Raw genomic sequence first — 19,716 nt, 5'->3', positions numbered from 1 at the left:
GATCCAAAGCGGGTCCGGACGCGGATAGCGCGCCTCATCCGTCATGGCTCAGTGGCCCTTCCGCGAGACCCAACGCCTGAACTGAGCGGCGTCGGATCGAGCGAATGGTCAGGCATCACGCGGGTTGTGGATGCCCCACCACTTCGGCCTTCTCGAGACATATGAATGAAACTGCGGCGCCAGCGCCTTACGATTCGAGGAGTCGAAGATGCCAAGGGCGAGTGCCAGAGTGGGCTGGTCATCAATAGCGCCGATGGTACTGCCGCACGTTGGACAAAATGCGCGACTTGACCGGTCTGATGAACGCCACGTGGAAGGCTTGCCGCCCGATCCGACCCATTCAACCTGCTCCTGAGAAAACTCGATCCAGGCTTGGGTGAGTGCTCCGGAATGTCGCTGACATTGCTTGCACGAGCAGGTATGGGGCTTGTGTGCCGGACCGACCGCAATGAAGCGGATTGCCCCGCACAAACAGCCGCCCTCATATGTATTTTCTTTCGCCATATCGGAAACCTGTGATTGCTTGCAGTAATGCCTAACGCCCGAACTGAGTCGAGCCGCGAAGCGGCGTCCGGTTGAGTGAATGGTCAGGTGCCGCTAGCGCCACTGGTACGCAGCGGCCCTTGCGAGCTGCTGGCAGGCCAGAGACGACAACCAGGGGAATCTCTCCGAAAGAGCAGCCTCGGCGGCAGCGACACCAGACGCAAGATTATCCATGGAAAGCCAAATGTTGCGATTGCAGGCGGAAGCCCAAGCCGTCTCTAGCAATTGATGGTCATCGTCCCCCAGTGCCGGGAATGCAGAAACGCTGGCGAAGAACTGCCAAGGAGTTCCCCAGGAGTCGAAGGACTCGATCGCTTTTGCAACGTTCGCGGGATTGACCATTGCCGCACCTAAAACCTGAACCAAGCCGCGCCGCGGAGTGGCGTGGGCTTGAATGAGTTGTTGGAGCTCACGCTGCACATGCCTGAACGAAGGCTCTGATCAAGGGCGATGTTTCCCCTTTGAGGGCGGCACGCTCCGGTTGGAAAAGGGTTGCAAGGAAAAAGGGGTGATCGAGGAGCTCCACCGCACGTATCTCGCCAGTAGCGTCGTCTGCGGAACCAATCAACGGACCACCCAAGAGCGCTTTCCTGAAATCCGGATTCAGTCCGTAGCGGCAACGATATCCCTCGAATATCTTCAAGGTTCCGTAGATCTGAGCCAAGCGACTACCCTGGAAGATATTAACTATCTCGGTGGTTTCTACGAGAGAACAGGCAAGCGGGGAGATGACAGGGCATACCGTGTCCGGAGACGACTCTGCATGATCGGCGTCGGCCCAGCCGAGAACGTTGCGGGCGTACTCGATGATCGCGTGCTGAAATCCTCCGCATGTTCCAAGGAACGGAATTCGCCCTTCTCTGGCGTACTGGATAGCGAGAAGAGCACCTTCCATGCTGCGGTAAGGTGTGGTAGGTACGCACCAGATGCCACTGAATCCAGACACTGATTCAACACTGACAATCTTGTCAGTGGCGAGCCACTCAAAAGTGAGATGCAACCCTATTGATTCGGCTGAATCTCGCAGTGAAGGAGGGATGCCTTGATGTGCAACAACTGTGTCATCAAAATCTCCCACCAGTCCGATCCTTGCTCTTTTCACGAATTCTCCTGTGAGCTCTAACGCCTGAATTAAACCGCGCCGCGAGACGGTGTCGGCTTGAACGAATTGCTAGGTGTTGAGCGGCATGCCCATGATGTTGTCATCATAGTCCTTGTCGCCGACGTTGAACTTGCGATCACCAAGCTTGCTGAAGCCGGCGTGCTCGTAGAAGCCGATAGCAGATCTGTTGTTCGCGTAAACACCTAGGAGCAGGCGCTTGGCGCCAGCAGCAATGGAATAGGCGACGGCGGCGGATATGAGCCGGCTACCGACACCACCACCCTGAAATTTGCCAAGTAGGTAGACCCGCTTCAACTCCAAATCATCGGCAGTATCAGGCAGCGGAAGTTGCGGCGGTGCCACGACCATGTATCCGACAGGAGCGTTGCCGGGATGGCATTCAACTAGCCAGAGTGCGTAACTTGGATCCGAAAGCCATGCCCGGTAAAGATCAGCGGTATGCGCTTGGGTGCAATGAGCGACGATGTCGCCACCGTCCAGAATTCCTGCAAAGGTCTCAAGGAAGGAGGCTTGGCCAACAAGGGCCAAGGCTGCTTCGTCCCCTGGAGTGCATGGCCTTACATCAAGTTGAGTTGCCAATGATGCCTCCATCAACAGCTAACGCCTTGAATTAAGCCGCGCCGCGGAGCGGTGTCGACTTGAATGAATTGTTAGGCCCGATTGCAGCCAAACTTGCAAGAAAGGTACGCATCACCGCAAAGCAGAGCGGAGAATGCTTGCTAACTCGATCCGCTCTTCGGCGCTGTATGGTGCCTTCGGGCCTGCATGCAGACCATCGTTTGTGTAGCGAGGAAACACATGAAGATGATAGTGCCAGACATCTTGATTGCCTGCTGCCCCATTGTGCTGGCGTGTTGAAATTCCTTCACAGCCGAAGGCAGCTCGCATAGCCTGTGCAAGACGGCGCGTGGCACGAAAGAACTCGGCTCCGAGGCTGTCCGGAATGTCCAGTACGTTCTCGTAGTGGCTCCGAGGAATTACTAGACAGTTGCCTTTTATCCCAGCGTAGTGGTGCGCCGGAACAAGAGCAAAAACGTTGTCATCCATCAGGACAACGGCTGATTCTGGAGCGGGAGATGGGAGCGTCGCCGCAATACCGCAGAAAGGACATTTGTATCCGGGTGGAGCATTCTTCATTGGGGCTAACGCCTGAATTAAGCCGACCGGCGAAGCCAATTCGACTTGAATGAATTGTTAGGCCGCGCCACTAGACAGCCTAGCCCAAGACTGCCGAAGCCCGACCAGATGGACGATGCCGATCAGCAGGCAGATTGAGGAGCTCACGGCCCAGAACGGCATGCTGTTTCCAGGGAAATAGGCCATGGCCGGCACGAATGCGACCCCACGAACAATGTAGACGGTTGTGATCGCGGATAGCGCAGTACGTCTCAGCGGCAACTTACGAATCACACCTGATCCGGAAAGGGCGTAGGCGCTCCACCCCAGGAGAATGCTGGCAATGGCCAGGGTAACGACGGTGGGGTACCAATCACCGGTCAATTGCAACTGGGCCATTTGCTCTCCGGCCCCCAAGAGCCGAAACAGCGGGGCACCCACCACCAGGCACGCTAGATGCATCAGCGCTGCGAGTCCACTGAGGACGGCGCCGACTACCAGAAGCTTGTTACTTGGACTGGCCATACAGATCCCCAGCGGCCTAACGTCTGAATTAAGCCGCGCCACGGAGCGGCGTCGGCTTGAATGAGTTGTTAGAGCGCATCTCCGCGATGTCAGTCATCTGAGTGATCATAGATATCCAGCCCCAGCATGATGCCACGCTCCGAAATCTTCCCTAGCAACTCCGGTGAGAACTCTAGCCCGTCATTGGATGACCCCATAAAGACACCACAGAAGAGATCCATCGTGTACTTTGATCTAAGCTGCTCCCAGATTGTCAAATCTTGGGTTAGCTTGGAAAGAATGTCTACAATCTGTGCCGGCACGTCTTCTGGGCGCTTGTCCTCAGCGGAAAGACTCCATCGGCCGGTCTTTTCTATGTACCGATTCCCCGTTTTGGGGCCGATGCGAACGTGGCCTTTGGAGTGCGCTGCGGTTGGTTCATGACCCAGAAGCTTTGTTACTTCAGACGGCACGAGATCGTCTCCGAATATTCGGAATGCGACAACGGAGTGTTCAGCAATTCCCATGCGCTCTAACGCCTGAATTAAGCCGACCCGCGAAGCGAGTTCGGCTTGAATGAATAGTTAGACCGCTAGAGACTAGCGGCCTGTACGAGTGCATCTTGAACCGCCTTGTCAGTCGCGTACTTAGCACGGATGGCCGCTGCCTCATTGTTAATGGTACTGCAGCGTAGATCTGAAAAAAACTTCATGATCTCTTTGTCGCGGTCGGGGTCGCCACCAATCTCACCATAAAAGTGCGAGCATGAAGCCAAACGCTCAGCCACATTGCGCGCGTCTACTGGAAGGCGAGGGAAGCCTGTCACAAGCAAGTTCTCATTTGTGCCGGCAGCAAAAGAGTGCCGAGCACTAGTGCATGCGGAAAGGCTCACTGCGATCAAGACTGCGACAACTTTCATAGCGGTCTAACGCCTGAATTAAGCCGAGCCATGAAGCGGCTTCGGCTTGAATGAATTGTTAGGGCTCACTCACGGGCCCCAGTAGTCAAAGTTGAACACGACTCCCTCTGGGATAACAAAGCTAATCTCTCCTCCGTGGCAATCAATCTTGTGCTCACCAGAAGCGATGATCTTGGGGGTACCAACTGGGACTTCCCAGTCTTGTCCATCAACTTTGATAGGGCAGCCATTATGGTCGTCTGCAATTGCAAGATAGGTTATCCCGTCAGGGCTATTGGTCAAGTAGCCGCGCAGATGACCGTCGTCGCATCCGGTAAGAGCTGCTAGAAGACAAACCGCCAATGTACGACTGAGCCTAAGCATGTGAGACCTAACGCCTGAATTAAGCCGCGCCGCGGAGCGGCGGCGGCTTGAATGAATTGTTAGGCGGAAACTTAGCATCACTGGGACAGATTCAGCCAGAAGGCCAAAACCAAGATGAAAGGGATTGGTGTGAGCGCCAGTGTCAGGCCGAAGGCCCGCCTTGAAGCTGTGTCTGTTATGCGGAGGAAAGTACGAGATGCCGTGAATGCGAAAAGCTCATATGAGAAGTCCTTCCAAGGGCTGGGCACTTTGAGAGAGACGCGCTCTTGCGGCGAGATGTTGCCAAGCCGACTCCAGCCATAGAGCCACGCCGCATAATAAACCAAGAAGTCTACGACTAACAATACGAGTAATAGCTTCATTGCCGCCTAACGCCTGAGTTAAGCCGCGCCGCGAAGCGGCGTCGGCTTGAATGAATTGTTAGGCGGGCCGAGCATAAGCGCTGGCGTGCTGCTGGGCCTCACCCGTAACGCCGACCACATTGCATAGAATCGGCTGACCAATCTTATAAATGATGTACCCCACGTGCTGGAGCTGGCTACGTTTGATGCAGGTGAGCTCAACACGATGCGAGGACTGCCAAGTGCTTGTGGCTCCCGCCGTACCAACCGCCCTAAGGAAATCGGCCCAACGATCCTCCGCTAGATACGGGTGGAACTCAACGATGAAAGAAGAAGCTTCCACGGCCGCCTAACGCCTGAATTAAGCCGCGCCGCGAAGCGGCGTCGGCTTGAATGAATTGTTAGGCGGCAAGAGGCTCACAACTGGCCACCCAAGTTCAAATGCAGCTGGGTAATAACTAGAAAAGACACTGAAAACCAAGCAATAGTAGCAACTCCGCCCAATGCCGCACCTCGCCGTAGCCTTGCTTTGCTCTTGCTGGAAAGGCAAATGTTTAGCGCTAAGAACAAGATAAGCGCTAGCAGAAATAACGCGTAATGGAACGGAGAGTACAGCAGCACATCGATGCCCCTCGAATTTGGCAACGGCATGGTCAGCTGCGCCACAACCGGAACAGCCAAAAGAATGATCGATAGAGCTATGTTGGCCAGAAATCTCTGCATTGCCGCCTAACGCTTGAATTAAGCCGCGCCGCGAAGCGGCGTCGGCTTGAATGAATTGTTAGGCCGCGGCACTGACCTGCTCCAGCACAAGATGCTTATCCGAGCCAGTTATGGACACAATGAGCTCCAGCAGGATGTGGCGCTCATTGTCCGTGGGAATGCGTTGCTCAACAAGTGCGAGCAACCCCGTATCATTTGAGGTGAAGTAGCTCACGGATGACAGGCCTGATTGGGGTGGGCCAAGCGAAGATGCACCCAACTCTGCGAGGCTAGATGAAAGCTCCTCACGGATAGCAACAGCTGGGTCTCTGTCGTAGGCCAGCGCATAACCAAAATGCTTGGCTAAGGTGGAGAAGTCGCCCGAGCAGAGTAGTTGAGTTGCCTGAAGGCCGAATGCCTCCAAAGCTTCAGGAGTTGTTTGGTCGTCCGTGATCTTCATACGCGGCCTAACGCCTGAATTAAGCCGACCCGCGAAGCGGGTTCGGCTTGAATGAATTGTTAGGGCGCAACATAACAGTCGCCCTTTGCGGCGTCTAAGGCAGCTTGGGCACCCGCAACGTCAGCTGCCGCGGAAGCAGCCTTGCCGAATGACTTAGGATTGCCAGCTTTACTTGCCGCTGCCTCAGCGTCTTTGAGCCTTGCGTCCGCCGCGTCATAGGCAACTTGCGCCTCATGGATTTGCGAAGCGCACGCAGATAGCTGCGGTTTGCTGGCACAAGCCGCTAGTCCTAGAACCAAAACTATCAGCAACGATGATTTGGCCATTGCGCCCTAACGCTTGAATTAAGCCGACCCGCGAAGCGGGTTCGGCTTGAATGAATTGTTAGGCGGTGGTGCCTGGAGATGGTGAACCATGGACCGTGCTCCCCAGCACTGCCGCCGCCAGCCGAGCATGCCACAGATGGCGGCACTGGTGCTTGCCCGAGGCACTTGCAGCCAGATGCCGACCGAAGCCGAAGGCAATGAGCGCAGCGTGGGGGTGAAGCGAAAGGGCGAAGCGGCGACCGGTCCGATGGCGGTGAACGTGAGGACGGCGACCCGGAGCTGACCGCCGAAGCGCCAAGGTGCTTGCCGAAGAAGGAAGCCGCGCCGCACCTACGGCTCTACCGCCTAACGCCTGAATTAAGCCGCGCCGCGGAGCGGCGTCGGCTTGAATGAATTGTTAGGGATCTGATGTCCGCTTATTCCAGTCAGAGCCCTCTTTTGCTTTCCCGCGCTGTGTACAAACGTACTCGCCGGTGTTGGAGCCAAAGTGATACTCCTGCTCAATGTGCGGGTGGTCGCAAGGCTTGTCTCCCCATGCCTGACGAAGTTTTGCTGCGGCCAACATCTGCATATATCCTCCTGTTGATGCCTAACGCCTGAATTAAGCCGACCCGCGGAGCGGGTTCGGCTTGAATGAATTGTTAGGGCTCACCTTAGAATTCCGCACTCATGTTGATGAGCGCCAGACGCTGAGAGCCCGGCCCGTTGTCAAAAGTTTCCTTGTGGTGCACCGTCATCACCGCGGCTCAAAATTGTAGCGTTGACACTCACGTCATCAATAAAGAAGAAGCGGAATGGCTTCTCGTGGGTTGCGATTGACTCATCTTCGGAGTACCCGTAGACCTCCAAGTTTTGATCAATCTTGCTGAGTTGAGCAATCAGATCTTTGACTTTCAACGTAGCTCCTTACTCTGATGTGAGTTCTAACGCCTGAGTTAAGCCGACCCGCAGCGGGGCAGCGACTGCGTGCTAGCGTAGCGTATAGCACGCTGGCGCTGCCACGATGCGGGGTCGGCTTGAACGAATTGTTAGGCCCGTGCCCGGAAGTTGACCGGAAGCCGGTGCGGCGCTAGATTGACCACTGGTGCTGAACACACCTTCTCGAAGCGGTAGCCGCGCCCGAAAGCCATGCGGTTTTTTTGTGCCCTGCATTTTTATGGCCGGGTGGCGTGCAGCTATACAACACCCGAAAGGGGAAATCTGCGGGCCGTCTTCGAGCGGTGTTCAAGCGCCCGGCCGCCTCTCTGAACAGGAGGCGAAATTGAACAATCTCGAAGGATGCTGTTATGGCTAATATGGCTAAGAAGAACTGCGTAGCGCCAAAGCCACGCTTTTTGACAGTTGGCTATCAATACTACGAAAGCCAGAACAAAGATAAAGAACAGCGCTACCGACCACGACAAGTGCCATTCTTGCGCTTGAGTGGTGATTGGTTAAAAGCGGCAGGATTCGCGGTAGGCCAGAAAGCACGAGTACAAGTGACTGAACGCGGCATCATGATCGTAGCCGAAGAATAATGCGAGCAATGCCGCAGGCGGACAGCCATCGCCTGCGGCATTCTGCTTCTTACGTGCCTAACGCTTGAATTAAGCCGCGCCGCGAAGCGGCGTCGGCTTGAATGAATTGTTAGGCCCAACCCGCACTATGTATGACCAATCCGCGAGGGTGAGCCCAGCCATAAATGAAGTTGTACGGTTGCCCCTGTCGATAACAGGTAATGGATTAGGGCGAGGCTATCAGGCACCTTGCTGGTGTCAGACCTGCCGGGGTTGAGCCACTGAACAAAGATTTCGTAGCCTTTGTCCGAGAAGTAGTCGATTGTTGTCGTTACATCCTCTCGGTACTGCATGGAGCACAGGACGATGGATGGACGGTCATCTGTGATGAGGTCGCCGACATATGTCTCTCGCTCTTCAGGCGAGCCGCTGACTAGGAATACATCTACGTACTCGCAGTTGTTGAGCCAAAGCTTGCGCTGGTACTTTCCCGTCTTAACAGTTTCACCAAAGAGAGTGTTCCAAGTATGGCTCTTGCCGGAGTTGCGATGGCCAAGAACGCTAACGACAAGTTTTTCAGCCATCAGTGATCTCCATGTTGGGCCTAACGCTGGAATTAAGCCGACCCGCGAAGCGGGTTCGGCTTGAATGAATTGTTAGACCGGGGCTAGGGGTGCAAAGCCGCATGCAACTGCAGCGCCGTGTCTTGGTCTGTCAGCGGCCTGAGGAACACGCCAGGCTTGATTCCGACGAAGTCGGAGCCCTTTAGCAGCACAAGGCGCGCCTCCTCGTCACCTTGATGCGCCTCTTGAATCTGGCCAAGTGTGTAATGAAGGTGAGAAGCCAGAGGAACCGGGATAACGTCTGGAACCTTTGCGGCGTTTGACACAAGAACCTGATCCACTTGAATGAGCAGTCTGATGGTGTTGTCAAGGCTGGGGCCGGTCCGAGCCTGCGGATCTTTAACCGGATTGCCTTGGCCATCAACCATGTCCACGCCCGCGACGCGACCCACCAGAATGTGGTCCGCTTCCTGTGCCATCTCTTCCAGAGTCGCCTCGAAAGGAAAGCCGGCTATCGCAATGGCTGGGAGCAAAGCAACTAAGAACAACAGGACGCGACGCATGCGACCTCCCCGGTCTAACGCTTGAGTTAAGCCGCGCCGCGAAGCGGCGTCGGCTTGAATGAATTGTTAGGCGGCAACTTGCGCATAGTTGTACGTGTAGAAGGCGCAAAGGGCGACCCAAGAAATCCAGCCTATTAGTCTTTTGAATCGTAAAAGTACGAATGAAACAATCAGTGGGATTGCGTACAAGCCAAGACCGAAAGCAAGCACCAGCGTTGATGCGCGAAATGTTGTCGGGTAGTGGCCGATAAGAGCCGCCTCAACAACAAGAGCAAGAAGCCACGTGGCGAAAATTATTGCTACCACATGAAAGAAGTAGTTCTTCCAGCCACCACGCGAGGCAGCTCGCTCCACGCTTTGCTTCAATGATTCAGCCATGATCTCTCCTTGCCGCCTAACGCTTGAATTAAGCCGCGCCACGAAGTGGCGTCGGCTTGAATGAGTTGTTAGGTGCCAAGGCCAGCGCTCTTTCCACGCCGACCTAAGAACACCCGGAGAACAGGTAACGGAGCGAAAGCTATGACGGCACCCTGTACCAGTGGTGTCGGAGTGACGCCAGCCTGCGGCCAGAAGGTAAGCCTAATGGCCAGAACGGCGAGGCATGCCAAAGCCAGCAGAAGCAGCCCCTTTGCGACACGAGCCGAGAACGGAACAGCGAGAGCTGGGGCTGCGGCAAGCACGAACCCTATGCCACTGAGTGCTAATCCTGTCTGTCCCTGGCTGACATTGCCAGACGCAGCAATTGCCAGTAGCAGTACGCCCATCACTGCGACGCCGCCGCCGGCAATGATGGCCAAGAGATTGATAAGCCGCCGATAACGCATCCCTGGCACCTAACGCCCGAATTAAGCCGAGCCGCGAAGCGACTTCGGCTTGAATGAATTGTTAGGCCGCGTCACCGAACTCCCGGACATACGGCACATACGCTGAAATAACCGAAACACAGAGGCCCTCCGAGACTACGAGCCACTCTTGCATAGTGTCTAGCGACGCAGTCACGTGTAGGAACTGGCCTGCGGCGCGCTCTCGCCAGCCGCCAGACGCGACCTTGTAAAGAGCATTACCCATAGTGAGAGGAGTCTGCCAATACTCAAGCATGTCTCCCTCATCCATGACCTGGAATGCCCGGACGAAGGGGAAGTGGATCTCAAGATAGCGGTCAATGCCTTCCGGTGCGGCTACAACAATGCGTAAGCCAGAACTGGTGTTGGTGACCTCGGTAACGTCCGAGCCCCCATGCCACTCGATCTCGCACCCAACAGGTTCTACGAGTGTCTTCATGCAGCCTAACGCCTGAGTTAAGCCGCGCCGCGAAGCGGCCTCGATTTTAATGAACTGTTAGGCCTCATGCTGGTACCTACCAGTTGTGGTCAAGACGATGCAGCGTATCTTGCGTCTTAAGCGTGAAGTACACAAAGATTGCGGCAGGTGGCGCCAACGCTGCGACCAGCCCATACAGCCAACGGTTCTTGCCCATGATAGATGCGGCCTTGGAGAGATGCCAAGCCGTAACAAAGTTGACAGTCCAGACCACTGGCATGGAAAGCTCTGGAATGTACTCTGCGCTTTGTAGGGCAATTGAGAAAACCACGCCACCGGCAATCTCAGCGAGCAGCAACCAGCCGGCTTTGATAAGGCTTGAGTTTGCGGTTGCCGAGGATTTTGACATGAGGCCTAACGTCTGAGTTAAGCCGCGCTGCAATAGCAGCGTCGGCTTGAATGAGTTGTTAGGCAGCGGTGGCCGATGGAGTCGCAGCCGACCAATGCTGCCTGCTTGAACAACACAATGCAGACCGATGATGCCACAGCCTGCAAGACGGGGCTTGCCCGATGAAGCTTGGTGCGCGGAGCCACCCGAAGCCGACGACAAACCGAGTGTGGCGAACCTGACGCCAAGGCCGAAGTTGTGAACTTACCGATGCTAGGAACGGTAAAGAACGGTAGCCGGCGCCGACCAGAAAACGGTCCGCAAATTTGCCGAAGTAAGAACCACCCCCGACTTTGCCCCACTGCGGCCTAACGCCTGAATTAAGCCGCGCCGCGAAGCGGCGTCGGCTTGAATGAATTGTTAGAGTGCACCCCTATGAGGCAACGAGCTCAGCGATTTTTGCAGCTACTTCAGACATCGAGTCTTCAGCAGTGTCAAGGCCCGTTCTTGAAGCGAGCATTGGACTCACCTCGCGAAGCGCCTCATATGTCGTCTTGTGAACGATAGGCACAAGACGATTTCCCGCAAGCAGCGTTGAAAGCTCCTTGTCTGCGACGCTTTCTTTTGGGAGGCGCGCGAGAAGTGCGGGTGTAACAAGCACGAGGCCGACCTTGGAGTTGGCTAGACCTTTATCAATGGCGCGCATCATGGGGACGCCAAGCCCAAGGTCCTTTTCACTGAACCAGACCTTGACCCCTACAGCTTCAAGCAAATCATGCAGTTCTCTTGCGGCACCCTGGCGGTCATCCCAAGCGTGGCAAAGAAACACATCACGTTTGTCTGGGTGCCGTGCGGTCTGGACCTCCACGGCCTCCCGGACTGGCGTAAGTGATTGCACCTCCGACGGCGTATAAAAAACCGCCGATCCCGCCCGCGACCAGCGCGGTTTTGAGCTCTTGCGACCACCGCCGCTGCTTGATGAGCTGGTGTAGCTAGAACTGCTCGTTGATGGATAGTAGGAACCACCGTATCCGCTGCTGTAGCGAGAGCTGCTGCGGTAACGACAAGCAGGGCACGCGGCTGCCGCCGCTGCTGAACTGTGCCCACGTACTGGCGCTGTGCATCTAGCCATGAATCAGTCCTCTATCTAGGGCCTAATTTTCAAGTTGCGACAGACAACGATTGCTGCGCTCTAACGCCTGAGTTAAGCCGCGCCGCGAAGCGGCGTCGGCTTGAATGGATTGTTAGGAGGCGAACCCGTTGAAACCAATCTATTCATTGCGCGGTGTGAAAGTAACAACAGCCTCCGCCACATGATGATGCTTTAGTACTCCGTCCTCCTGAATCAGGGATCTATTTGAATACTGAGCCATGACAACAGCAGACGCATCATAGCCAGATAGCGCAGCTCTGATTATTTTCGCCTTCGCAGTTTTCCCGTCTGTGAGATGAGTTGTCTGTTTGAGTCTGTCTGATACAAAAGAAACAGGATGTCCAAGATTCCTGATATAAAAGTCTCTTGATTCTGGCACCAAGCTAAGAACCATTCCTTCCTCGAACGGCAAATCTCCTATTGTCCGCAGCCATGCTTTGATGGAGGTTCTTGGGCGGTAAGGCTTACGTATCTCTTCAGCGAACTCTGATCTTTTTTCGTCTAGTTCTTTGTCCAAGTACTCTTGCGTCAAGTGAAAGGCGCGAAACCTTATTTCACTATCTACTCGCTCGACCTGGATCCAAGTGTCCCTGCCACTCTCAAAAGCCTCTAATAGCTCTTGGTTTTCATCTTTTGGTATTACAAGGACAAGTCCTTGCCCGCCGACGGAGTGAGATCGGTAAGCATTTATATGGCTCATGTGAGGTTTTGTCCAAAGCTTGAGGGAGAGATTTTTCCTCAGCTTTCCAAGCTCATCGTCATGGACACGGGGATTGACTACAGCTATCTCTTTAGTCATAGCTCCTTGCTACCTCATGCTGGAGTGTGTCATAGCCGCCTAACGCCTGAGTTAAGCCGAGCCGCGAAGCGGCTTCGGCTTGAACGAATTGTTAGGTGCGGACGAGGCAGCGCCGGGAACCATACGCCATGCGACGATGACAATGACGGCTGCGAGCAGAGTGTCAGCTAGCCGCTGAAGCAGACCGCGAATATGAGCCAGCTCTGGCTGAAGCATGAGCGCGAACAGAGTGAGCCACATGCAGCCGGCTACAACGAGGAGTACGCGCCAGCGCGCCGTGAGGCCAGGTGAGAATGCCAGAAGGACAAAGGCAAGCGCGCAAGCAAAGTATGTGGTGAGCCCAAGGAAATCGTGTGCTACTTGCGACGGAGAGCCGCCAATGGGGCAACCTGCGTCACATGGGGCAAGTGCGGCGCCGATGAATATGATTGGCTGGGACCAGAGTAGCCAGAACCCGATACGGCTGATGCCACGAACATGCGCAATTGGGGATGCTGCGACAAGGAAGGCGGCAAACAAGGCGCCGAGCGGGACGAAGCCAAACAGACCAAGCTCCATTGCCCAAGGCGTACCAGTGGCGTTGAGTTCACTGATGAAGTGGGTGACCTGTAAGTAGCCTGGTTTAAGAGCTGCTCCAGTGGTATAGAACAATGCACCAAAACAAATTGTGGCCACGGCGAGAAGGCGAACAATCCGGACTCTGCTTTTCATGGGGAGCGACATCTTTTCTTCCGCACCTAACGCCGGAGTTAAGGCGCGTGCGGTACGCACGTCGCCTTGAACGAATTGTTAGGCCGCCGGCTTGAGGAAGGCGCCACGCCGTCGTGCCGCGCGCAGCAACAGCACAACCACGACTGTGGCTGACACGATCACCAGCAGCGAACTTTCCGGACCGAACATTCCGCCGGTCAGCCAGTCGGGCCCGGCATAGCGGCTTTCGAGCGGCGCTACGGCGCGCCAGTCCTCGATGCCGGAAAGCGGCACGCCACTGAGAAAGATGGTGAAGTTCCATGCTGCGTGATTGGCGGCCACCACCCACAGGTTGCGCGTCAGGACGAACAGCCCGCCCCATAGCAGGCCCAGCACTGTCACCGAAATCAGCATGGCTACGATATCGCCGGGTCCACCGTGCGCCACGTTCTCCAAGTGCGGCAGGGCGAACAGCACCGCTTGCACCGCCAATGCCACCACTGTTCCCCAAGCCCGCTCCAGCAGACGAAACAGCAGGCACCGGTGGACCAGCTCTTCTAGGGTGGCCGCAATTCCAATGAAGGCCGCCACGCCCAGCAGAGCCGGCGAGGCGCCGCGGAACAGCACCAGTTCGTAGGCGCCGAACGCGAACAGCATGGCGATCGGCAACGCTACCAGAGCGGCGCCGCCTACACCGCCAAGTATCAGGGGAACCGGCTGCAGCTGCAGCTCGGTCGCTTTGCGCCTTTCATGCCAGTGCACATAGGCCCAGTAGCCCACGATGGCCACAAGGATGATGCCGGCACGTCTGAACACGCTGAGCCATGCGGGTCCAGGCTGGAACACCGTATCGATCAGTGGTAGCAGGCCTTGCCGAAAGACCAGTACCGAACCCATGATCGCCACTCCGCCCAGCAGGAGCGAGCCAAGCATCCGGAAGGTGACGCGTATGCGCTGGCGCGCGATGCCTTCCGATTCTGCAGGAAGGGTGCGGCTTGGGTCGAAACGATTAGAAGACATGGCATCTTTGCTGGATAGAGATGAGTCAGGGGGACAGAGAATCTGCAGCCGGGTCGTGATCTTTCATGTCGGCCTAACGCCTGAGTTAAGCCGCGCCGCGAAGCGGCGTCGGCTTGAATGAATTGTTAGACGGCAAGTCCTCGCCAGTGCTTGTGCAAGCCATCAATGTTGGATGAGCACAAGAAAGGTATTGCTGCCTCGATCTTATCAATAGGCCAATCCCACCACTCCATTTCAAGAAGTAGCGAAATTTCCTCATCTGAGAAGCGCTTCTTTATTTGTTTTGCGGGGTTTCCGCCGACGATGGCATATGGTTCCACATCTCTTGCAACCAAGGCGCGACTACCAATCACCGCGCCATGTCCGATCTTGATACCAGGCATGATCATAGCTTCGGAGCCGATCCAGACGTCACTGCCTATGACAGTGTCGCCCGCTCTTTGGAAGGCATCGAGCGAATTCGAGAACGCAGACTCCTCTTTCATGTAGAAGAATGGGAAAGAAGACGCCCAGTCGTACTGATGTCCTTGGTTGCCAGCCATGATGAAGGATGCGCCGCTGCCGATGGAGCAGAAGCTGCCGATGATCAGCTTGTCAACGTCGTCACGATCCGACAGAAGATACCGTGCACAATCCTCAAACGAGTGACCATGATAGTAGCCAGAGTAATAGCTGTAACGCCCAATTTTGATGTTCGGGTTTTTTACTTGCTCTGAAAGCAGCTTGCCTTTGAAGGGGCTATCAAAGTAATTGTCCATAAGAATCCATGGGGCATGTCCTGCCGTCTAACGCCTGAATTAAGCCGAGCTGCGAAGCAGCTTCGGCTTGAATGAACTGTTAGGCAGTGAGTGGCCAGAACGGTGGGATGCTGCAACCGTGCTCCCCAGCACTGCCGCCGTGGCTGAGTGTGCCACAGATGGCGGGCTGGGGCTTGCCCAGCAGAGCCGACAGCGGGAATGTCGCCGAGACCCGATGCAATGAACGCAGTGAGGCAATGAAGCGCGATGGCGAAGCTGTGACGGAACCGATGGCGGCGAAGGAGAGGACTACATCCCGGAGCCGACCGTGTGAGCACTGGTACATTTGCCGAAGCAGGGTGCCACCGCGTTTTTGCTCCACCACTGCCTAACGCCTGAGTTAAGCCGTGCCGCGAAGCGGCATCGGCTTGAACGAATTGTTAGGCATCACCCCTAGAAACTGTAATCGCGCCCTTCAAGAATTCCTTTTGTGGATAGAGTTACATTGAACCTCTTGAAAAGTGAAAAGAACTCTTCAGGGGAAAGATCTTGTGCAACCTTCCTGAGGTTGATGGCACCTCCTCCGCGCACATTTTCGGCAAATGAGCCAATGCCTCCGCTCGCCGCGAGGAGAAACGTAGTAGAGATGGTTACGCTACCAGACGCACCCGACAGCAGTGGAGAGACATAAATCTCGTAGCCGACCAATATCTCATTGCTGTTGATAAGCCCCTTGGCTTTGAGCCAAGTGCTTGCATCCGAAATATCAGCACCATCGGCCGCCGAGCTGCCGGTAAGGTCGTTGTACTGGACTGAAGCCTTGAATGTATCAGTGCTCATAATTTCCCCTGTAGTTGCTGAAGTGTGTGATGCCTAACGCCTGAATTAAGCCGCGCCGCGAAGCGGCGTCGGCTTGAATGAATTGTTAGGTGCCACCTGCTCAATCATCGGTCGCGCCAGATGCAGTCAGGTGCGATTTTGCGTCCTGAAATATCTGCTTGAGAATTGCCAGTCTGTGCACTGGCAGGAATGTATTTCCGCGATGATCCGAAAGCATTAGAAAAGCAAGTTGGCCTTCCTTGCTATGGTAGAAGCCAACCTTTGCGCTGTCTTTTGTTGAGTACGTAACTTCGGTGTAGTCACGCGCTTGATTCTGGAGCTGCGTGGCCGTAGTTGAGATGAAGTCGATTGCACCAATTAGTTCATCGAGCTCGTCGTAATCAATGAAAACGGCGGAGTCGAAGTCGCCGCCGGAATCGGAACGCTCAAGACGAACGCCATAGCTCGTATCTTTTTTTGTGCCTTTTACAACATTAAGGATCATCGTCTCGGCAGAGACAACGTCTCCGTGCTCCCCTTTGAGACGTCCGACAGGTCTAGTCTCTTTAACAACGATCGCGCCGCGATTGGCAAGGAAGCGCGAAACACTTGTGCCTTGATTTTCCGGCGCAGACTCTATGATTTCTGACATTTTTCTCCCCCAAGTTGTGGAAATATGTGTGTGGCACCTAACGCCTGAATTAAGCCGCGCCGCGAAGCGGCGTCGGCTTGAATGAATTGTTAGGGCGCAACTCGCAACCAGGGAAGCGAGTGCGGAAGGTCTCATCGACGTAGGGGCCAGCAATGCCGAGGAAGTAGATTGTCAAGGTGTAGATTTTTTGCATTAGTGGCAATGCCAGCAATCTGTAAATCTTGAGCAGTATCGGGCTAACGTAACTCCAAATCTGCGCCCCAACTAGCATTGCGAATAAGTCAATGCCAAAAGCATCAACAAATGGAATCAGCAGCCTGAGTTCCGGATGTGAGGCGAGCAGCACGACTAAGATTACAGTCATGGCGGCCATCGTCCATTTGTACCAATTGTTTCGACTCACCTCTGAACTCTCATTGCGCCCTAACGCCTGAATTAAGCCGCGCCGCGAAGCGGCGTCGGCTTGAATGAATTGTTAGGCGGTGGTGCCAGGAGGTAGTGAGCCATGGACCGTGCTCCCCAGCACTGCCGCCGCTAGCCGAGCATGCCACAAATGGCGGCAGCGGGGCTTGCCCGGGGCATTAACCGCTGGATGTTACCGAAGCCCGAGGAATGGGCGCAGTGGGTTGACGACGCGATAGGGCGAAGCGGCGACCGCCCCGGTCGTGGTGAACGCGAGGACGCCGCCCCAGAGCCGACCACTGAAACGCCAGGGCACTTGCCGAAGAGGGAAGCCGCGACGCACGTGCTGCACTACCGCCTAACGCCTGAATTAGGCCGCGCCGCGAAGCGGCGTCGGCTTGAATGAATTGTTAGAAGGGGGCTAGCTATCCCTCCAAGATGACGCAGCCTTTGGTAGCAGCACCTATGCGCACTAGGTCATCAGTGTTGCGCTGGGTAAGGCCGGTGAACGTAATTCTTGATCCTTTGCCACTGGCAGCCGCGGCAATGCGAACAAGATCATCGGTTGTTCTATGAGTTGCAGTAAGAGTGAAGCCACCCCCCGTAGCCGCGATACGGACTAAGTCGTTTGTAGTTCTGTGCTCGAAGCTCATTTCTACTCCCCCTTATAACGCCTGAATTAAGCCGCGCCGCGAAGTGATGTCGGCTTGAATGAATTGTTAGGTGCCATTGCCGGCACCGAAGTAGTTGTAGCATCCAACGGCGACGATGAGAACTGTCAGAGCAATCAGGCCAACACCCTCAATGTCTACGTCAGCCCGGCGAATCTTGCGCCGCCAAGAAGGGACTAGGAGGCATGGTGTCACTACGACTAAGCCAGCGCCAAGGCTGGCCAAACCGAGCCAGAAATTGAACTGCCACGAATCCCAAAGCTGACTGAGCATTTGATATGGCACCTAACGCCTGAATTAAGCCGCGCCGCGAAGTGATGTCGGCTTGAATGAATTGTTAGGGCCTAGTTTAGCGTGGGGAAGGAATGGCAGTGTATGCCGTACGCCTAAAAATGAGTGTCCGATACTCGGATACAGACAAAGGGCTGCCAACCGGCGCACCAATGATGCTCGTGGGGACTGATGCCATGACCACCGAACCAGAAGACAGCCTGACTGGCACAGTAATCATTGCAGGGCGGAACCTGCCTGGTGCTCCTGGCTCTAGAAGCACGCCTGAGTGATGGGAAACGAAATGCGCAAGTGGGTCAAATGCCAGAGACAAAAACCCGAGCAGGATCAAAGCAGATCCAGCTACAGATATTTTCTTAAATGAAAGATGCCAGATGCTTCTCACTGGGTCCTAACGCCTGAATTAAGCCGAGCCGCGAAGCGGCTTCGGCTTGAATGAATTGTTAGGCAGCAGCGCCAAGTACATGTGCTTTGTAGATAGCGTGTTGCCTTTCAGCGCCTACTGCAAAATGAGGTAAGTCAGCCAACAGGCGATCCACGAGAGGAGTTGGTTCTGGTAGGGGCCGGAACCCGATGCCCTCCCAAAGCCGCATGCTTGAAGGCGCCATAGCCTGAAGCTGGAACTCCAAGGAGGTAAGACTTACGAAGTATGGCTCTGGCAGAGATCTACGAGGTATGGAGACGTAGCTCGCCCCGCAGTACTTACGAATAAAGGCGTTTCTGAGCTTCTTTGCTGCGTCCGCATCTGCAATGGACTGCTCACGAGCGGCTGCCGGGTCGTCAAGCTTCTTGCAGTAACGCCACATACGACCGGTGCAGTACGCTTGCGTAAACTTGTGACTGCGCCCTTCACTACCAGTGGCGTGCTTGCTGTAGATCCTGGTGCGAAATCCCTCAGTGGCTTTTGGCGTACTGCCGATGTACCGGATGTGCCTTTCATGATCCCAAAGAGCGTAGATGCCGAACTCTTCTGGGAGATCTGCAAGGTTGACTGGCTCGGATCGCGTCAGCCTTTCAAAGATACTTCGAGTGTCCACTATCTCTCCCTGCTGCCTAACGCTTGAGTTAAGCCGCGCCGCGAAGCGGCGTCGGCTTGAATGAATTGTTAGGCGGCAACTTGCGCATAGTTGTACGTGTAGAAGGCGCAAAGGGCGACCCAAGAAATCCAGCCTATTAGTCTTTTGAATCGTAAAAGTACGAATGAAACAATCAGTGGGATTGCGTACAAGCCAAGACCGAAAGCAAGCACCAGCGTTGATGCGCGAAATGTTGTCGGGTAGTGGCCGATAAGAGCCGCCTCAACAACAAGAGCAAGAAGCCACGTGGCGAAAATTATTGCTACCACATGAAAGAAGTAGTTCTTCCAGCCACCACGCGAGGCAGCTCGCTCCACGCTTTGCTTCAATGATTCAGCCATGATCTCTCCTTGCCGCCTAACGCTTGAATTAAGCCGCGCCACGAAGTGGCGTCGGCTTGAATGAGTTGTTAGGTGCCAAGGCCAGCGCTCTTTCCACGCCGACCTAAGAACACCCGGAGAACAGGTAACGGAGCGAAAGCTATGACGGCACCCTGTACCAGTGGTGTCGGAGTGACGCCAGCCTGCGGCCAGAAGGTAAGCCTAATGGCCAGAACGGCGAGGCATGCCAAAGCCAGCAGAAGCAGCCCCTTTGCGACACGAGCCGAGAACGGAACAGCGAGAGCTGGGGCTGCGGCAAGCACGAACCCTATGCCACTGAGTGCTAATCCTGTCTGTCCCTGGCTGACATTGCCAGACGCAGCAATTGCCAGTAGCAGTACGCCCATCACTGCGACGCC

Annotated in this window: 23 protein-coding genes; 1 reads left to right on the top strand and 22 read right to left on the bottom strand. The window is 55.3% G+C overall.

Going from position 1 to position 19,716, the window contains the following annotated elements:
• Nucleotides 1-597 precede the first annotated feature (597 nt).
• The 8 genes from LRX76_RS11345 to LRX76_RS11310 all read right to left on the bottom strand — a co-directional run bounded on the left by LRX76_RS11345 (nt 598) and on the right by LRX76_RS11310 (nt 7,294).
• Complete coding sequence (locus tag LRX76_RS11345; protein WP_231805235.1) at nt 598-885, bottom strand: hypothetical protein; 288 nt, start codon at nt 883-885, stop codon at nt 598-600.
• A 67-nt stretch (nt 886-952) separates the two neighbouring features.
• Nucleotides 953-1,645 carry a CTP synthase gene (locus LRX76_RS11340; RefSeq protein ID WP_231805233.1) on the bottom strand — a complete coding sequence of 231 codons (693 nt, stop codon included), beginning with the start codon at nt 1,643-1,645 and terminating at the stop codon, nt 953-955.
• A gap of 69 nt (nt 1,646-1,714) precedes the next feature.
• Entirely contained in the window at nt 1,715-2,194 is a 480-nt protein-coding gene (locus LRX76_RS11335; protein WP_231805231.1) for a GNAT family N-acetyltransferase, read from the bottom strand.
• Between the two features lie 162 nt (nt 2,195-2,356).
• The gene (locus tag LRX76_RS11330; protein WP_331716776.1) at nt 2,357-2,761 is read right to left on the bottom strand and encodes an HIT family protein; all 405 of its coding nucleotides are present in this window, start codon (nt 2,759-2,761) and stop codon (nt 2,357-2,359) included.
• A gap of 99 nt (nt 2,762-2,860) precedes the next feature.
• Nucleotides 2,861-3,181, bottom strand: coding sequence for a hypothetical protein (locus tag LRX76_RS11325; RefSeq protein ID WP_231805227.1), 321 nt, complete (start codon nt 3,179-3,181; stop codon nt 2,861-2,863).
• 215 nt (nt 3,182-3,396) lie between these two features.
• Nucleotides 3,397-3,813 carry a DUF4279 domain-containing protein gene (locus LRX76_RS11320; protein ID WP_231805225.1) on the bottom strand — a complete coding sequence of 139 codons (417 nt, stop codon included), beginning with the start codon at nt 3,811-3,813 and terminating at the stop codon, nt 3,397-3,399.
• A gap of 1,877 nt (nt 3,814-5,690) precedes the next feature.
• Nucleotides 5,691-6,071, bottom strand: coding sequence for a hypothetical protein (locus LRX76_RS11315; RefSeq protein ID WP_231805223.1), 381 nt, complete (start codon nt 6,069-6,071; stop codon nt 5,691-5,693).
• A gap of 1,034 nt (nt 6,072-7,105) precedes the next feature.
• Nucleotides 7,106-7,294 (bottom strand): hypothetical protein, encoded by a 189-nt coding sequence (locus LRX76_RS11310; protein WP_231805221.1) that lies wholly within the window; start codon nt 7,292-7,294, stop codon nt 7,106-7,108.
• 389 nt (nt 7,295-7,683) lie between these two features.
• Between LRX76_RS11310 and LRX76_RS11305 the strand changes: the two genes are divergently transcribed.
• The gene (locus LRX76_RS11305) at nt 7,684-7,914 is read left to right on the top strand and encodes a SymE family type I addiction module toxin (protein WP_231805219.1); all 231 of its coding nucleotides are present in this window, start codon (nt 7,684-7,686) and stop codon (nt 7,912-7,914) included.
• 125 nt (nt 7,915-8,039) lie between these two features.
• Here the strand turns inward: LRX76_RS11305 and LRX76_RS11300 are convergent, their stop codons facing one another.
• From LRX76_RS11300 to LRX76_RS11235, 14 genes are all read right to left on the bottom strand, one after another.
• Entirely contained in the window at nt 8,040-8,477 is a 438-nt protein-coding gene (locus LRX76_RS11300) for a hypothetical protein (protein WP_231805217.1), read from the bottom strand.
• 83 nt (nt 8,478-8,560) lie between these two features.
• Entirely contained in the window at nt 8,561-9,019 is a 459-nt protein-coding gene (locus LRX76_RS11295; protein WP_231805215.1) for a hypothetical protein, read from the bottom strand.
• Nucleotides 9,020-9,085: 66 nt separating this feature from the next.
• Nucleotides 9,086-9,397: a hypothetical protein gene (locus LRX76_RS11290; protein WP_231805193.1), complete on the bottom strand. Its 312-nt coding sequence runs from the start codon at nt 9,395-9,397 to the stop codon at nt 9,086-9,088.
• Between the two features lie 507 nt (nt 9,398-9,904).
• Nucleotides 9,905-10,300 (bottom strand): hypothetical protein, encoded by a 396-nt coding sequence (locus tag LRX76_RS11285; RefSeq protein ID WP_231805213.1) that lies wholly within the window; start codon nt 10,298-10,300, stop codon nt 9,905-9,907.
• 76 nt (nt 10,301-10,376) lie between these two features.
• Entirely contained in the window at nt 10,377-10,688 is a 312-nt protein-coding gene (locus LRX76_RS11280) for a hypothetical protein (RefSeq protein WP_231805211.1), read from the bottom strand.
• 412 nt (nt 10,689-11,100) lie between these two features.
• Nucleotides 11,101-11,535, bottom strand: a complete 435-nt coding sequence (locus LRX76_RS18815; RefSeq protein ID WP_231805209.1) for a toll/interleukin-1 receptor domain-containing protein — start codon at nt 11,533-11,535, stop codon at nt 11,101-11,103.
• Nucleotides 11,536-11,938: 403 nt separating this feature from the next.
• The gene (locus LRX76_RS11270) at nt 11,939-12,619 is read right to left on the bottom strand and encodes a hypothetical protein (RefSeq protein ID WP_231805207.1); all 681 of its coding nucleotides are present in this window, start codon (nt 12,617-12,619) and stop codon (nt 11,939-11,941) included.
• Nucleotides 12,620-12,670: 51 nt separating this feature from the next.
• Nucleotides 12,671-13,330: a DUF998 domain-containing protein gene (locus LRX76_RS11265; RefSeq protein ID WP_231805205.1), complete on the bottom strand. Its 660-nt coding sequence runs from the start codon at nt 13,328-13,330 to the stop codon at nt 12,671-12,673.
• A gap of 78 nt (nt 13,331-13,408) precedes the next feature.
• Nucleotides 13,409-14,329, bottom strand: coding sequence for a type II CAAX endopeptidase family protein (locus LRX76_RS11260; protein ID WP_231805203.1), 921 nt, complete (start codon nt 14,327-14,329; stop codon nt 13,409-13,411).
• A 125-nt stretch (nt 14,330-14,454) separates the two neighbouring features.
• Nucleotides 14,455-15,087, bottom strand: coding sequence for a type B chloramphenicol O-acetyltransferase (catB, locus tag LRX76_RS11255; protein ID WP_231805201.1), 633 nt, complete (start codon nt 15,085-15,087; stop codon nt 14,455-14,457).
• 432 nt (nt 15,088-15,519) lie between these two features.
• The gene (locus LRX76_RS11250) at nt 15,520-15,906 is read right to left on the bottom strand and encodes a hypothetical protein (RefSeq protein WP_231805199.1); all 387 of its coding nucleotides are present in this window, start codon (nt 15,904-15,906) and stop codon (nt 15,520-15,522) included.
• A gap of 100 nt (nt 15,907-16,006) precedes the next feature.
• Entirely contained in the window at nt 16,007-16,537 is a 531-nt protein-coding gene (locus LRX76_RS11245; protein ID WP_231805197.1) for a hypothetical protein, read from the bottom strand.
• A gap of 49 nt (nt 16,538-16,586) precedes the next feature.
• Nucleotides 16,587-16,910 carry a hypothetical protein gene (locus LRX76_RS11240; protein WP_231805195.1) on the bottom strand — a complete coding sequence of 108 codons (324 nt, stop codon included), beginning with the start codon at nt 16,908-16,910 and terminating at the stop codon, nt 16,587-16,589.
• Between the two features lie 2,096 nt (nt 16,911-19,006).
• Nucleotides 19,007-19,318, bottom strand: coding sequence for a hypothetical protein (locus tag LRX76_RS11235; RefSeq protein WP_231805193.1), 312 nt, complete (start codon nt 19,316-19,318; stop codon nt 19,007-19,009).
• Nucleotides 19,319-19,716 lie beyond the last annotated feature (398 nt).

The organism is Stenotrophomonas sp. MMGLT7 (assembly GCF_021168555.1).
GTDB lineage: Bacteria > Pseudomonadota > Gammaproteobacteria > Xanthomonadales > Xanthomonadaceae > MMGLT7.
Note: the sequence above shows the minus strand (reverse complement) of the source record. Positions and strands in the feature narration are given on the sequence as shown.

Bases quoted from the DNA above. Each gene is read 5' to 3' on its own strand.
- LRX76_RS11345 (WP_231805235.1), bottom strand. From the start codon at position 885: ATGGTCAATCCCGCGAACGTTGCAAAAGCGATCGAGTCCTTCGACTCC.
- LRX76_RS11325 (WP_231805227.1), bottom strand. From the start codon at position 3,181: ATGGCCCAGTTGCAATTGACCGGTGATTGGTACCCCACCGTCGTTACC.
- LRX76_RS11320 (WP_231805225.1), bottom strand. From the start codon at position 3,813: ATGGGAATTGCTGAACACTCCGTTGTCGCATTCCGAATATTCGGAGAC.
- LRX76_RS11315 (WP_231805223.1), bottom strand. From the start codon at position 6,071: ATGAAGATCACGGACGACCAAACAACTCCTGAAGCTTTGGAGGCATTC.
- LRX76_RS11305 (WP_231805219.1), top strand. From the start codon at position 7,684: ATGGCTAATATGGCTAAGAAGAACTGCGTAGCGCCAAAGCCACGCTTT.
- LRX76_RS11300 (WP_231805217.1), bottom strand. From the start codon at position 8,477: ATGGCTGAAAAACTTGTCGTTAGCGTTCTTGGCCATCGCAACTCCGGC.
- LRX76_RS11295 (WP_231805215.1), bottom strand. From the start codon at position 9,019: ATGCGTCGCGTCCTGTTGTTCTTAGTTGCTTTGCTCCCAGCCATTGCG.
- LRX76_RS11290 (WP_231805193.1), bottom strand. From the start codon at position 9,397: ATGGCTGAATCATTGAAGCAAAGCGTGGAGCGAGCTGCCTCGCGTGGT.
- LRX76_RS11285 (WP_231805213.1), bottom strand. From the start codon at position 10,300: ATGAAGACACTCGTAGAACCTGTTGGGTGCGAGATCGAGTGGCATGGG.
- LRX76_RS11280 (WP_231805211.1), bottom strand. From the start codon at position 10,688: ATGTCAAAATCCTCGGCAACCGCAAACTCAAGCCTTATCAAAGCCGGC.
- LRX76_RS11270 (WP_231805207.1), bottom strand. From the start codon at position 12,619: ATGACTAAAGAGATAGCTGTAGTCAATCCCCGTGTCCATGACGATGAG.
- LRX76_RS11265 (WP_231805205.1), bottom strand. From the start codon at position 13,330: ATGAAAAGCAGAGTCCGGATTGTTCGCCTTCTCGCCGTGGCCACAATT.
- LRX76_RS11260 (WP_231805203.1), bottom strand. From the start codon at position 14,329: ATGTCTTCTAATCGTTTCGACCCAAGCCGCACCCTTCCTGCAGAATCG.
- catB (WP_231805201.1), bottom strand. From the start codon at position 15,087: ATGGACAATTACTTTGATAGCCCCTTCAAAGGCAAGCTGCTTTCAGAG.
- LRX76_RS11250 (WP_231805199.1), bottom strand. From the start codon at position 15,906: ATGAGCACTGATACATTCAAGGCTTCAGTCCAGTACAACGACCTTACC.
- LRX76_RS11245 (WP_231805197.1), bottom strand. From the start codon at position 16,537: ATGTCAGAAATCATAGAGTCTGCGCCGGAAAATCAAGGCACAAGTGTT.
- LRX76_RS11240 (WP_231805195.1), bottom strand. From the start codon at position 16,910: ATGGCCGCCATGACTGTAATCTTAGTCGTGCTGCTCGCCTCACATCCG.
- LRX76_RS11235 (WP_231805193.1), bottom strand. From the start codon at position 19,318: ATGGCTGAATCATTGAAGCAAAGCGTGGAGCGAGCTGCCTCGCGTGGT.